Here is a 12,587-nt window from a genome sequence, read left to right as displayed (position 1 = left end):
GCGCTTGGTGTTGGTGTTGGGGGTGCTTGCGCCTCATCGCGATGGTCGATAGCACGCGTAGGTCGATAGCTAAAGGTCGATACCACCCGGTTTTCCCCAAAATCGGCCGCCCTTTCGACCAACGCCGCGTCCTATCTACCTTGAGCTATCGACCTTTAGCGATCTACCAAACGCCCCCCCGAACACCCGAACACCCGAACACAACCAACGCCAACCCCTACTTCATCCGGCCCTCCGCGTGGAGGGCCTCCACGGTGGACACCAATTTCCCAAGGGCCGGGTTGGTGTTTTCAGAGTGCCAGATGAGCTGGAGGTCAAGGAAGCGTTCAGGGTCATCGATCTCCAGGTAGTGCACGTTTTTTTCCTGCACGTTGCGGCGCACCGAATCCAGTGTCATGGCAACACCCATACCCGCTCCCACGAGCACCAGGAGGGTCCAAGAGTCCGGGGAGGTGGTGCGCACCTTGGGAATGAAGCCGCCCCGGCGCGCCAGCAGGTTGAAGCGGTTGAGCAGCGCGGAAGTGGATCCTCCGGGGAGGACAATCCAGTTTTCCTCGGCGAGCTGGTTCATTTTCACCTTGGTTGCGCCCGCCCTGGCAAGTGGGTGGTGTAGCGGTACTGCGAGCACCAGTTCCTCCCTGGAGATGGTCATGGAGGAGATCTCGGCGGGGAGGAAGTCCCAGCGCCCAATCACGGCGTCGATCTCGCCTTTTTGTACTTTCTGCAATCCCAGTGGAGAAAGTTGGGAGGAGTAAAGTTCCAGGTCAATACCTGGGTGCTTGGACTGCACCTCGCGCGCAAGTTGGCCCACGCTTTGGTGGACCGATGCGCCCGCGAAGCCAAGCTTCACCGTGCCCAGGTTTCCCGTGGCGGCGTCACGGACGGTGCGCACGGCGGCGTCGGAAACTTCCACGAGCTTGCGAGCAGGCTCTACCAGAGCCTTTCCTGCGGCGGTGAGTTCCACGTGGCGGGTGGAGCGTTCGAAGAGTTGTACTTTGAGCTGGCGTTCAAGCTGCTTGATGATGCGGCTTAGCGGGGGTTGCGCGATGTTGAGGCGGTCCGCTGCCCGGCCAAAGTGCAGTTCCTCGGAGAGCACCAGGAACGCTCGTGCTTGTTCGACTTCCAGCATGTTTCCACCTATTCCCGTTCAGTATTGCAGTCCATATGAGCTGCAGTTTCGCTCAAATTATTATTGCTTCTAGCGCAATAATACTCAGTAAATTAAGTATTGGACGTTATTTATGAATCGTGATTATATGAACTGCATCACTATTCGTCAAGGAAGGTGAAGCGTCAATGAACCTTGTTAATCACGCCGATAACCGCCCACTGGCAGGACTTGTTGTTGCAGATTTCTCCCGCGTCCTCGCTGGGCCATACTGCACAATGCTCCTAGCGGATCTTGGGGCCACGGTCATCAAAGTTGAGTCCCACGCTGGCGATGACACCCGTCAGTGGATGCCACCCGCTCGAGACGGCGTGAGCACTTACTACATGTCAGTGAATCGCAATAAGCAGGCGATCGCCCTGGACCTCTCCAAGGAAGAGGACCTCGAATTTGCCTACGCGATCATCGATCGCGCTGACATCTTTATTGAAAACTTCAAACCCAACGGCCTGAAGAAGTTCGGGTTGGACAAATCCCAGACCCTCGACCGCTGGCCTAGCCTCATCCACGCCTCCATCACCGGCTTTGGCACCGAGGGCGGCGCACACCTGCCGGGCTACGACCTCCTCGTACAGGCGCTTTCCGGATTCATGCATGTCACAGGCGATCCCGACGGCCCCCCGACGCGCGCGGGCGTGGCAATTTTCGACGTCGTCGCGGGGCTGCACACCACCGTCGGCATCCTTGCTGCGGTTGCTGAGCGGGCACGTTCCGGCAAGGGCCAGCATGTGGACATCGACCTGCTCTCCTCCACTCAAGCGGCGCTGGTCAACCAAACCACCGGCAACGTGGCCTGCGATAACGAACCGCAGCGCCTGGGCAATGACCACCCGAGCCTCTTCCCCTACGGTCCTTTCCAAGCAGCCGATGGCGAGATCATCATTTGTTGCGGCAACAATGGCCAGTTCCGCCGCCTCATGGAGCAGCTTGGCCAGCCAGAGGTTGCAGATGACCCACGCTTCACCGAAATGGCTCTGCGCAACGCCAACCGCGAGGAGCTGCGGGTGCTCATTGAAACCGCCCTACGCACGCAGACCATTGACACCTGGTTCGAGCGCCTGAGCAGTGTGAAGGTGCCTTGCGCTCCAATCAAAACCATCGGTGAGGGGATTCGCTACTCTGAGCAGCTTGGACTGAACCCTATCTCCATGGCGGGTGAAGGCGAGCAGGCGGTGCCCACCGTGTCCAGCCCGATTCGCCTGAGCCGCACCCCGGTGCGCTACGACATCGCGCCGCCAAACATCAATCAAGACATCGACGCTGTTCGGGCCTGGGTGGAAAGCACCAGCGCACGCGACGTTTCCGATCAAGCCATGCAAAAGGTGGGCGGCTAACATGCGGGCTCCAGAAAATGCAGTCAGTGTGCAGGTGGGTTTGCGTTGGTCCGACCAAGACCCGAACCGCCACCTCAACAACGCCAACGTAGTGACCATCTTGGAAGAAGGCCGCGTGCGGGCATCTGACCTGCTGGTTGGCCACCAGCCCAGCAAAACCCAACCGCGGGTTGTGCGCTCCATGCACGTTTCCTACGACCACGAGGTGCTCTACGCCCCAGAGGTAGAGGTGAAGGTGTGGATCTCGCACATCGGCAATACGTCGTTTGAAGTGGCCCACGAGCTCATCCAAAACGGAACGTCGTGTGTGTACGGCACCTCAAGGATTGTGAGCCTTGATCCAGAGACCCGCCGCCCCACCCCGCTGACCCCGACGGAACGCGAACGAATGAACAAATACCTCCACACCACCGAACAACCTTAAGGAACCAACATGTCTGCTCAACACCAAAGCACCGATTACCAGGACTTCATCCCCAACTCTGACTTCTTTGGCCTAGACCAGGACTTGAGCCCGGAGGACATTGCGCTGCGTGACCGCGTGCGCGAATTCGGCGAGAACACCATCCTGCCAATCATCAACGACTACTGGGAGCGCGCCGAGTTCCCCGAGGAGATTCTACCGGGCCTGGCTGAACTGGGGATCATCGGCACCTTCATCCAGGGCTACGGCTGCCCCGGCATGTCCCGCTTGCAGGCAGGCCTGGTGGCACGAGAAATGAGCCGCATCGACGGTTCCATTAACACCTTCCTAGGCGTCCACTCCAACCTCTGCATGGGCTCCATCTACATTCTGGGCAGCGAGGAGCAGCGCCAACGCTGGTTGCCGCACATGGCCAAGCTGGAAAAAACGGGCGCGTTTGCCCTCACCGAGCCGAATCACGGCTCGGACTCCGTCTCCCTGGAAACCTCTGCCCGCAGGGAAGGCGACCACTGGGTGCTCAACGGCCACAAGCGGTGGATCGGCAACGGCCACGCGGGCGACGTGATCGTGGTGTACGCCCGCGACGAAGAAGACGGCCAGGTCAAGGCCTTCGTGGTGGAAAAGCAGGAGGACGGCACCTACCCAACCGGCTACAACCCCACCCCAATCACCGGCAAGATCGGCAAGCGCGCCATCCTGCAGGGAGACATCATCATTGAAAACCTCCACGTCCCCGCGGAAAACCGCCTGGAGAACTGCAACTCCTTCAAGGATGTGAACAAGGTGCTGGCCGCCACCCGCGGCGGCGCGTCCTGGGAAGCGGTGGGCCACGCGATCGCAGGCTTCGAACTGGCCTGCAAGTACGCGCTCAACCGCGTGCAGTTTGGCGCACCGATTGCCAGCTACCAGCTTGTGCAGGAGAAGTTGGCGACGATGCTTTCCGACGTCACCCAGCTCCAGCTCCTCACCCGTCGCATGGCGGAGCTGCAGGAAAACGGCACCTTCACCGGCGCACAGTCCTCCATGGTGAAGATGACCACCTCCCGCAAGGCGCTGGCGATCTGCCGTGAAGCTCGGGACATGATGGGCGGCAACGGCCTGCTGCTGGAAAACCATGTTGCACGCCACCTGACGGACATGGAAGTAGTGTCCACCTACGAGGGCACGGATTCCATCCAGGCGCTGATCGTTGGCCGCGAGATCACCGGCATTTCCGCATTCACCCACGTTAAGAGGTAATACAGATGAACACTCAAGCCCCAGATCAAGCACCAGAAGCTCCAGTAGCGTACATCGTTGCAGCACGCCGCACCCCAACCGGCAAGTACGGCGGAGCGCTTTCCTCCATCCGCCCGGATGATCTGGCCGCAACCGTGATCAAGGCGGTCATGGATGATTCCGGTGTCCCGTCGGAGGCAGTGGATGAGGTTATTTTTGGCAACGCCAACGGCGCGGGTGAGGAAAACCGCAACGTGGCCCGCATGGCCTGGCTGCTCAACGACTACCCAAACACCGTGCCTGGTATGACCATCAACCGCCTGTGTGCCTCGGGCATGAGCTCCATTGCCACCGCCGCCACCTTGGTGAAAGCCGGTGAGGCAGACATCGTGGTTGCCGGTGGCGTGGAGTCCATGTCCCGTGCACCGTGGGTGATGGAAAAGCCCAGCACCGCCTTTTCCAAGCCAGGCGAGATTTTTGATACCTCCATTGGCTGGCGCTTTGTGAACAAGAAGTTCAAGGAGCAAGAAAAGACCACCTTCTCCATGCCGGAAACCGCCGAAGAGGTGGCCCGTGTCAAAAACGTGTCCCGCGAAGACTGCGACGCCTTTGCCCTGCGCTCGCACCAGCTTGCCCATGAGGCAACGAAGGCCGGGAAGTTCGAGAAGGAAATCGTGCCCATCTCCGTTCCGCAGCGCAAGGGCGATCCAGTAGTGGTGACTGAAGACGAAGGCATCCGCCCCAACACCACCACAGAAGCGCTGGCGAAACTGCGTGCGGTGGTGGGCGGTGGCAGCGTCGTTACTGCTGGCAATGCCTCCTCGCTGAACGACGGCGCCTCTGCCGTACTCATCTGCTCTGCTGCGGCGGTGGAGAAGTACGGCCTGAAGCCGCTGGCCAAGGTGGTCGGTGCTGCGGCGGCGGGCTTGGCCCCAGAGATCATGGGTCTGGGCCCCGTGCCGGCAACGCAGAAATTGTTCGCACGGATCGGCTGGTCCAATGAGGATTTGGACGCGGTGGAGCTCAATGAGGCCTTTGCCAGCCAGTCCCTGGCGAGCGTGCGCGACCTCGGGCTCGACCCTGAAATCGTGAACGCGTGGGGCGGCGCCATCGCGCTGGGCCACCCGCTGGGTTCCTCCGGGTGCCGCATCACCGTCACGCTGCTCAGCCGCCTGCTGGAAAAGGCTGCGGAAACCGGCAAGCCAGCAAAGGGCCTGGCCAGCATGTGCATCGGTGTGGGCCAGGGGCAATCCATCGCCATTGAGACGGTCTAGCCGCTGAGCTAACCGGTGGGCAGTTACCCCTCAAGGATCGCCTCGATGATCCGCGCAACGCCAAAGTCGTCGTTGGTGGTGGTCACAGCATCGGCCGCTGCCTTGACCTCGGCTTTGGCGTTTCCCATTGCGTAGCCGGTGCCGGCCCAGGTGAGCATCTCAATGTCATTCGGCATGTCCCCAAACGCCACCACCTCATCGGCGCGCACGCCCACGATGCCGGCGAGTTCCGCCACCGCCGCCTGCTTGGTCACCCCCGGCGCGGACACCTCCAGCAACCCATAGTCCATGGAGAACGTGACGTGCGCGAGCTTCGCGGGAATCACCGGTGCTACCAGGTCATAGAGCTGCTGCGCGGTGTATGCATCATTGCGCAACAACAGCTTGATGGCTGGCTCGGAAAGAATCTCCGCTTCCTCGCCTTCCCCGTGCGCGGTGCTTTCCCAGGCATGCTCGTAGCTGGGGCTCACTAAGAACAGTTCCTCGCTGCGGTCAAAGGCAGAGGTGCCGGCGCGCTCCACAGCGGTTCCGACGCCCCCAGGTACCACACTGCGCGCGGCTTCCGCGATAGCGGAGAGGCGTTCCGGCGAAAGCGTTCGGCTGCTTAAGATTCGGTCCACACTGGAGTCATACAACACCGCACCGTTGGAGCATACGCACACAGGCCGGTGCGGGAGTTGTTCGAGTACGGGGAAGATCCACCGAGGTGGGCGGCCGGTGGCCAGGGCAAAATAGCCGCCTTGCTCGGTGTATTGGATCAGTGCGTTGCGTAGGCGCGGGGTGACTCGCTCGCGGGAGTCCAGCAACGTGCCGTCGACGTCACTCACCACGAGTCCAGGCATTTCACCGTTCATGGGTCACCTTAGTTTGCGCAGGAGTTTCCGCAACGGATTGGGCTTCTTGCTCCCCTGTGCTGCCTTGGCTGCCTGAGCTGCCTTGGCTGCTTCTCTTTGCGCACGCAACTCCGCGTCGATCTTGAGCGCCTCCTCGGGTGTTGGAGCGGTTCCGCCCATGGACGCAGGGAGCCAGTCCTCCCCGCCGGCAAAGGGACCGTAAGCGCGTTCGTAGCCTTGGCGGACGTCGTTCAGCAATTCCTGCATCGCGCTGCGCAGCCGTGCCGTGACCTCTTCCACCGAGCCTTCGGTGCTGATCGGTGTGCCCAGCTTGATCCATACGGGGATTCCGGAACGCCCGAGGTTGCGTTTGGTGCCTTTGCTGAGGATGCGTTGGGAACCCCAAATGGCTACGGGGAGCAGGGGGGCGCCGGCTTGCTGTGCAATGCGCACCGCGCCGGTTTTGAGTTCTTTGATTTCAAAGCTGCGGGAAATGGTGCCCTCGGGGAAGATGCCCACGAGTTTGCCCGCGCGGAGGTCGCGGACTGCGGCGTCCATTGCGGCGGCGCCGGCGGAGCGGTCTACCGGGATATGCCCCATAGCCTTCAAGATCAGACGCAAAGCTGGTACTTTAAACAGCTCCTGCTTAGCCATGAAACGCACGAGGCGGTGGCCGCGAAGGTTTGCCAACGTGCCTGAGAGGATGAAATCAAAGTAGCCGGTGTGATTGATGGCAAGGAGCGCGGGGCCGTTCTCGGGGATGTTTTCCTCGCCCTCCACGGTGATTTGGAGGTTTTGAGCGCGCATCATCAACTTGAGCGCGGGCACCACGATCCGCCCGTAGAACAGCTCTTTACCTTCGGCGTGGATGGGCAAGTGAACCCAGGTGGGGCGCACGCGGAAAATGCCGCGGCGAATCCAGTCGCCGACGTGCCCGGTGCCATCGGAGCTGGAACCGGCACCGAAACTGGCACCATTGTTGAGCTCATTGTCACGGGAGTTCCCGGAACCATTTTCGCTGTTCATCACCGCACCACCACCCTTGCCGTTGTTGAATTTCTTGTTGTTTTTGCCGGCGCTGTTTTGCCGGCGCTAATTTGCCGGCTCTATTTCGCCGGGATTATTTGACCGGCTCCAGCACCTCTTTGCCCACGAATGGGCGCAGTGCCTCGGGCACTACTACGGAGCCGTCCGCTTGCTGGTTGTTCTCCAAGATAGCCACCAGCCAGCGCGTGGTTGCCAAGGTGCCGTTGAGCGTTGCCGCCACCTGGGCTTTGCCCTGCTCATCGCGGTAGCGGGTCTGCAAGCGGCGCGCCTGGAAGGTGGTGCAGTTGGAGGTGGAGGTGAGCTCGCGATAGGTCTGCTGGGTAGGCACCCACGCCTCGGTGTCGAACTTGCGCGCGGCGGAGGAGCCGAGGTCGCCACCAGCAACGTCGATGATGCGGTACGGAACCTCAACAGCGGATAGCATCTCACGCTCCATGTTGAGCAGCGCCTGGTGCTGCGCGGCTGCTTCCTCCGGCTTGCAGTAAACAAACATTTCCAGCTTGTCGAACTGATGCACGCGCAGGATGCCGCGGGTGTCCTTGCCGTAGGAACCGGCCTCACGGCGGAAGCAGCTCGACCAACCCGCGTACTTCACAGGGCCCTTGCTGAGGTCAATGATTTCATCCTGATGGTAGCCAGCCAGTGCCACCTCAGAGGTGCCAACCAGGTAGAGGTCGTCGCGCTCAAGGTAGTAGATCTCTTCTGCGTGTGCACCCAAGAAGCCGGTGCCAGCCATGACCTCTGGACGCACCAATACCGGTGGGATCATCAGTTGGAAACCGTTCGCCCGTGCCTTCTGGGCGGCGAGGGTCAGCATGCCGAGCTGCAACATGGCACCGTCGCCAGTGAGATAGTAGAACCTTGCACCGGAAACCTTGGTGCCACGCTTCATGTCGATCAACCCAAGGGATTCACCGAGGTCAAGGTGGTCTTTAGGCTCAAAGTCGAACTCCCGCGGGGTGCCCACGTGCTCGAGCACAACGTAGTCATCCTCGCCGCCAGCCGGGGCGCCCTCCACCACGTTGCCCAGGCGCATCTGAAGGTCATAGACGGCCTGCTCTGCAGCCTTTTGTGCCTCATCAGCTTCCTTCACCTTGACCTTGAGCTCGTTGGAGCCTTCCAGCAGGGCGGGGCGCTCCTCCGGCGAGGCCTGGCCAATCTTCTTGCCAAAGGCCTTCTGCTCACTGCGCAGGGCATCAGCGGTACCGATGGCCTCGCGGCGAGCCTCATCAGCAGCGATGAGCTGGTCTACCAAGGCTGGGTCTTCGCCGCGGGTGCGCTGGGATTCACGCACAACTTCTGGGTTTTCACGGAGGAATTTGAGGTCAATCACAAAACCCAACATTACCTGCTGAACGGCCAGCGGGGTATTCGTTTGGCGTCCATATCCTCGCCCCAAAAGCACACACTGGTTATGACCACAGGCGTAGCATGGGTGGTATGGCACCGGCTCCCAAGGAGTTGCCCGCCAGGGCCCTGACTGACGGGACCACCACTCCCAAACATCAGCAACTCAGGGAAATCCTCTACGATTGGTGCACCCAATCGCTCTCCCCTGGGGATATGCTCCCCGGCGAGCGCGTCCTCGAAGAGCACTTTGGGGTCAGCAGGATCACGGTCCGCCGCGCAATCGGTGACCTGGTGGCCTCCGGCAAGCTCGCGCGCCGCCGCGGCAAAGGCACATTCGTGGCTCACCCGGAAATCATGGGCGCTCACGACGCCGCCAGCTTCCAGTCATTCACCGCGGAAATGCGGGCTCAAGGCCTCACGCCTTCCAGCACGGTCCTGGAAGCCACATTGGCGGTGCCACCACCGGAGGTGGCGGCGTTCTTCGGGGTCAGCGAACACACCAAGCAGGTGTATGTAAAGCGCCTGCGCCTTGGCTCCGGCACCCGCTTTGCCCTGGATGCTGCGTGGTTCAATGCCGCGCTTGCGCAAGGGCTGCTGGACCACCCACTGGAAGGCTCCATCTATGAGCTCCTGGCACAGGAGTACCACCTACCCATCACCAGCGCGCAGCAAGTGATCACGGCGGTGGTTGCCAGCGCACAAGATGCCGCGCAGTTGGAGGTGCCGCCGCGGGCGGCGCTGCTGAAGGTGGCGCGCACCAGCTTGAGCGGCACCAGCCCCGTGGAATGGTGTGTGTCCTTGTTCCGAACGGACGTGTACGCCATGCGCACCAACTTCAGGGCCGCCTAGTTGCCACCTAGTTGCCGCCTGATGTTGGGAGCTTTTTACTGCTTAGGCCTGAACTTTTGGCATGATGGAGAGCATTATGAGTAATTCTTGGCGCTCCGCGCTCGCAGTTCGTTCCATGGCCATCGGTGCCATCGCAGCCTCCGTTGGCTTTGGTGCGTACTCTTGGGCTGCCTCCAGCGAGGAACCAAGTGCCGCCTCCCCCAGCACGAACCAGCCGGAAACCACGCTCACCGCCGGGAGTTTCACCACCGCAGACCAGGGTGCGTGTCTTACTTGGGACACCGTGGACGGGTTGCCGTCGAACTTCCAGCAAACGGACTGCGCGATGCCGCACCGCTTTGAGGTGGCCTCCCGCGAGGATTTGGGCGCGTACCCGACGTCGGAATTTGATGACCAAGCACCGATGCCAAACCGCACCCGCCAAGCCCAGTTGCGGGAGGACCTCTGCCTGAGTCCCGCCCTGGCGTACCTCGGCGGCACGCTCGACCCGCTGGGTAAGTATTCCGTGGCCTCCATCCTCCCGCCACAGGAGGCTTGGGATGCCGGCGATCGCACCATGCTTTGCGGTATCCAAGCAACAAATGAATCCGGTGAGCCACAGATCACGGAAGGTCGCGCCGCAGAGCAGGATCAGGCGCGTGTGTTTGCCCAGGGTGATTGTGTTGCCGTGGACAATTTGAGCGTGACCCGCACCGTGGACTGCGCTGAACCTCACCAGCTTGAGATCACCCAAACCGTGGACTTGGAACCACTGTTTGACCACGTGCCCACCATCGAGGAACAAGACAACGCGCTTCGCTTGACCTGCTTGCAGGCAGCCCGGGACTACTTGGGTGGCGATGACCCCTACTACTACTCCACCCTGCAGACCTTCTGGACCACCGTTCCGGAAAGCTCCTGGACCGGCGGTTCCCACTCAGTGAACTGCGCGCTGGTGTTTGTGAACCCAGACGCCACCTTTGGCACCCTGGCCGGCAGCGCCCGCGGCACCTTCACCATCAACGACGCCCCACCGGCCCCCATGCCTCCGCGTGATCCGATTGTGAATCCAGAGGAACTCAGCGGCTTCCAGGGAGCCTAAGTGTTTTGGGTTTCTGAAGCGCGCTTTGAAAAGCTGGTTGATGAGGCGCTGGCGCAGATCCCGGACTCCATCACCCAGCATGTGCGCAACCTCGCCATCCTGATTGAGGAATACAACGAGGAATCCCCGCACATCCTGGGGCTATACCGGGGCGTGGCGCTCACCGAGCGCACTTTTGATCACACCGGTTTCCTGCCGGACACCATCACCATCTACCGCGGCGCGCTCCAGGACTACTGCAACAGCGAGGAAGAGCTGGTGGAGCAGGTGCGCATCACGGTGATGCATGAGATCGGCCACTACTTTGGCCTTGATGAAGAAGACCTCCATCGCCTGGGGTACGGATAAGCGGCCTGAGCGCAGCGGCCCCAGCTCAAGCCTGAACTGGCCCCACCCATTGTTCGCAGCGCCAATTGCCAATGTGCCCCTCGGGATGCAACACAATGGTGGTTCCGTTGCCCACATAGGTGTGTTCTGCAATGTGCTGGGGCACCGTAGAGGCAAAGCGCCCCATAATGCGCATGGCGGCCCCGTGGCTGACCAGCAAGACGTCGCCGTCGGTTTGCCGAGCTACCTCCGCGGCGCGCTCCAGGGCAGGAGTGGTGCGGGCGATTACCTCGAGGGCCGTTTCGCCGCCGGGCATGCTGGCCTCGAAGTTACCGCGCATCCACTGCGCCAAGGCTTCGCGGTAGAGCACGTGGGCTTGGGGGTCGCTGCTGCCTTCAAAATCGCCGCCAAAAAACTCGTGGATGCCCTCCACCTCTTCCACCTCGCCGTGGAAACCATAGGAGTTGGCCACCAGCCGCGCGGTTTGCCCGGCGCGCAACGCCACTGAGTGCATGATCGCGGTGAGGCGGAAGCCCTCCTGAGCCAATCGGGCGCCGGCGGCGTCGGCCTGCACCCTGCCCTGGATGCTCAGGCTTGCCCCTGGCGGGCGGGTGTCAAAGATGCGGGCGGCGTTGGCGTAGGTTCGCCCGTGGCGCATGATGATGATTCGGCTCATGAGTTCCCTTTCCTCGCTGCATCCAGCCACTTGTTGGCGGCGATGATGTTGGCGTCGGACCCCGCTGGCGCCTCCATTGCGTCGCGCGCGGGCCAGGACCCAAGGAAGGTGAGCTGCTCGCAGCGCAGGTAGAGGGCGCGCAGGGCCTCACCCACGTTATGGTCTGTGATGTGCCCGCGGATATCGGCGTAGAAGCGGTAGGTGCCCAGGCCATTCTCAAGGGGGCGGGATTCAATGCGGGTGAGGTCCACATCCCGCAAAGAGAACTCAGTAAGCGCACCGACGAGGGCGCCAGGCACGTTGCGCAAGCTAAACAGCACGCTGGTGCGATCCGCCCCGGTGGGCGGCGTTGGTGGCCCCACCGGCCCCACCAGCACAAAGCGGGTGCGGGCGCCGGAAACGTCAGCAACATTGTGCGCAATACTTTCCAAACCGTAGAGTGCGGCGGCCCGCTCTGGGGCGGCGGCCACATCCACTTCACCCGCCGCTACCTGTGCCGCGGCCGCAGCATTAGAAGAAGCCGCCCGGAACTCAAGGTGCGGTGCGTGTTCCTCAATCCAGGTCTTGACCTGCTGATACGCCACAGGGTGGGTGGCAAAAGTTTTTGCGCCCTCCAACTTCACGCCGGGCTTGACCATGATGGAAAAGGCGATGGAAAGATCCAGCTCATCGTAGATCTGCACGCCCGCATCAGCGCCCGTGTTCGTGCTGGTTCCCGTGCTGGTTCCGGTTCCCAAGGCATCGAAGGTGGGCGTCACCGCGCCATCCACGGAGTTTTCAATGGCCACGCAGGCGTAGGCGGCCTGCCCGGCGCGCACGGCGTCGATCGCTTCCCGGGGGCTGCGGCACGCAAGGCCCTCGTAATGTTCCCCAAAGTGACCCCGCTGGGCAAAGCCTAAAAATGCGGCCTCGGTGAAGGTTCCCGCAGGCCCCAGGTATGCGATCGTGTTCGTGGCATTCATAGTGGTTACTGTAGCCTGTTGAAACATGGGAGCCTGGGAAACTT

Annotated in this window: 13 protein-coding genes; 7 read left to right on the top strand and 6 right to left on the bottom strand. The window is 61.6% G+C overall.

What is annotated here, in order from left to right; all coding sequences use genetic code 11:
• Positions 1-217: 217 nt before the first annotated feature.
• Positions 218-1,129, bottom strand: a complete 912-nt coding sequence (locus tag NQ050_RS09510) for a LysR family transcriptional regulator (protein WP_257039078.1) — start codon at positions 1,127-1,129, stop codon at positions 218-220.
• Positions 1,130-1,296: 167 nt separating this feature from the next.
• Here NQ050_RS09510 and NQ050_RS09505 point away from each other — a divergent pair, with 167 nt between their 5' ends.
• From NQ050_RS09505 to NQ050_RS09490, 4 genes are read left to right on the top strand one after another with little or no spacing between them, the layout of a single operon-like run.
• On the top strand, positions 1,297-2,502 hold the full coding sequence (locus tag NQ050_RS09505; RefSeq protein ID WP_257039077.1) for a CaiB/BaiF CoA-transferase family protein: 1,206 nt from the start codon (positions 1,297-1,299) through the stop codon (positions 2,500-2,502).
• A gap of 1 nt (position 2,503) precedes the next feature.
• A complete protein-coding gene (locus tag NQ050_RS09500; protein WP_257039075.1) occupies positions 2,504-2,926 on the top strand; it encodes a thioesterase family protein in 423 nt (140 codons plus the stop codon).
• Between the two features lie 9 nt (positions 2,927-2,935).
• The gene (locus tag NQ050_RS09495) at positions 2,936-4,165 is read left to right on the top strand and encodes an acyl-CoA dehydrogenase family protein (protein ID WP_257039074.1); all 1,230 of its coding nucleotides are present in this window, start codon (positions 2,936-2,938) and stop codon (positions 4,163-4,165) included.
• A 5-nt stretch (positions 4,166-4,170) separates the two neighbouring features.
• The gene (locus NQ050_RS09490; protein WP_257039073.1) at positions 4,171-5,418 is read left to right on the top strand and encodes an acetyl-CoA C-acyltransferase; all 1,248 of its coding nucleotides are present in this window, start codon (positions 4,171-4,173) and stop codon (positions 5,416-5,418) included.
• A gap of 23 nt (positions 5,419-5,441) precedes the next feature.
• On the opposite strand, the gene NQ050_RS09485 is transcribed toward NQ050_RS09490, so the two are convergent.
• The 3 genes from NQ050_RS09485 to serS all read right to left on the bottom strand — a co-directional run bounded on the left by NQ050_RS09485 (position 5,442) and on the right by serS (position 8,631).
• Complete coding sequence (locus tag NQ050_RS09485) at positions 5,442-6,272, bottom strand: HAD family hydrolase (RefSeq protein WP_257039071.1); 831 nt, start codon at positions 6,270-6,272, stop codon at positions 5,442-5,444.
• Between the two features lie 3 nt (positions 6,273-6,275).
• On the bottom strand, positions 6,276-7,277 hold the full coding sequence (locus tag NQ050_RS09480) for a 1-acyl-sn-glycerol-3-phosphate acyltransferase (protein WP_257039069.1): 1,002 nt from the start codon (positions 7,275-7,277) through the stop codon (positions 6,276-6,278).
• A 94-nt stretch (positions 7,278-7,371) separates the two neighbouring features.
• Entirely contained in the window at positions 7,372-8,631 is a 1,260-nt protein-coding gene (gene serS / locus NQ050_RS09475; protein ID WP_257039068.1) for a serine--tRNA ligase, read from the bottom strand.
• A gap of 107 nt (positions 8,632-8,738) precedes the next feature.
• Between serS and NQ050_RS09470 the strand changes: the two genes are divergently transcribed.
• The 3 genes from NQ050_RS09470 (at position 8,739) to NQ050_RS09460 (ending at position 10,926) form a co-directional block, all read left to right on the top strand.
• Positions 8,739-9,497 carry a GntR family transcriptional regulator gene (locus tag NQ050_RS09470; RefSeq protein WP_257039067.1) on the top strand — a complete coding sequence of 253 codons (759 nt, stop codon included), beginning with the start codon at positions 8,739-8,741 and terminating at the stop codon, positions 9,495-9,497.
• Positions 9,498-9,573: 76 nt separating this feature from the next.
• Complete coding sequence (locus NQ050_RS09465; RefSeq protein WP_257039065.1) at positions 9,574-10,578, top strand: septum formation family protein; 1,005 nt, start codon at positions 9,574-9,576, stop codon at positions 10,576-10,578.
• Positions 10,579-10,926 carry a metallopeptidase family protein gene (locus NQ050_RS09460; RefSeq protein WP_257039064.1) on the top strand — a complete coding sequence of 116 codons (348 nt, stop codon included), beginning with the start codon at positions 10,579-10,581 and terminating at the stop codon, positions 10,924-10,926.
• 25 nt (positions 10,927-10,951) lie between these two features.
• Here NQ050_RS09460 and NQ050_RS09455 read toward each other — a convergent pair whose 3' ends face one another.
• Positions 10,952-11,581 (bottom strand): histidine phosphatase family protein, encoded by a 630-nt coding sequence (locus tag NQ050_RS09455; RefSeq protein ID WP_257039063.1) that lies wholly within the window; start codon positions 11,579-11,581, stop codon positions 10,952-10,954.
• Positions 11,578-12,543, bottom strand: a complete 966-nt coding sequence (gene pheA / locus NQ050_RS09450; RefSeq protein ID WP_257039062.1) for a prephenate dehydratase — start codon at positions 12,541-12,543, stop codon at positions 11,578-11,580. Before pheA ends, NQ050_RS09455 begins: the two co-directional genes overlap by 4 nt.
• Positions 12,544-12,587: the final 44 nt, after the last annotated feature.

It is taken from the genome of Corynebacterium sp. 122RC1, from assembly GCF_024580955.1.
GTDB lineage: Bacteria > Actinomycetota > Actinomycetes > Mycobacteriales > Mycobacteriaceae > Corynebacterium > Corynebacterium kozikiae.
Note: the sequence above shows the minus strand (reverse complement) of the source record. Positions and strands in the feature narration are given on the sequence as shown.

What these genes read in the sequence shown, in the direction of transcription:
- NQ050_RS09505 (WP_257039077.1), top strand. Translation starts at nt 1,297, where the DNA reads ATGAACCTTGTTAATCACGCCGATAACCGCCCACTGGCAGGACTTGTT.
- NQ050_RS09465 (WP_257039065.1), top strand. Translation starts at nt 9,574, where the DNA reads ATGAGTAATTCTTGGCGCTCCGCGCTCGCAGTTCGTTCCATGGCCATC.
- NQ050_RS09455 (WP_257039063.1), bottom strand. Translation starts at nt 11,581, where the DNA reads ATGAGCCGAATCATCATCATGCGCCACGGGCGAACCTACGCCAACGCC.
- NQ050_RS09510 (WP_257039078.1), bottom strand. Translation starts at nt 1,129, where the DNA reads ATGCTGGAAGTCGAACAAGCACGAGCGTTCCTGGTGCTCTCCGAGGAA.
- pheA (WP_257039062.1), bottom strand. Translation starts at nt 12,543, where the DNA reads ATGAATGCCACGAACACGATCGCATACCTGGGGCCTGCGGGAACCTTC.
- NQ050_RS09480 (WP_257039069.1), bottom strand. Translation starts at nt 7,277, where the DNA reads ATGAACAGCGAAAATGGTTCCGGGAACTCCCGTGACAATGAGCTCAAC.
- NQ050_RS09485 (WP_257039071.1), bottom strand. Translation starts at nt 6,272, where the DNA reads ATGAACGGTGAAATGCCTGGACTCGTGGTGAGTGACGTCGACGGCACG.
- NQ050_RS09490 (WP_257039073.1), top strand. Translation starts at nt 4,171, where the DNA reads ATGAACACTCAAGCCCCAGATCAAGCACCAGAAGCTCCAGTAGCGTAC.
- NQ050_RS09470 (WP_257039067.1), top strand. Translation starts at nt 8,739, where the DNA reads ATGGCACCGGCTCCCAAGGAGTTGCCCGCCAGGGCCCTGACTGACGGG.
- NQ050_RS09500 (WP_257039075.1), top strand. Translation starts at nt 2,504, where the DNA reads ATGCGGGCTCCAGAAAATGCAGTCAGTGTGCAGGTGGGTTTGCGTTGG.
- NQ050_RS09495 (WP_257039074.1), top strand. Translation starts at nt 2,936, where the DNA reads ATGTCTGCTCAACACCAAAGCACCGATTACCAGGACTTCATCCCCAAC.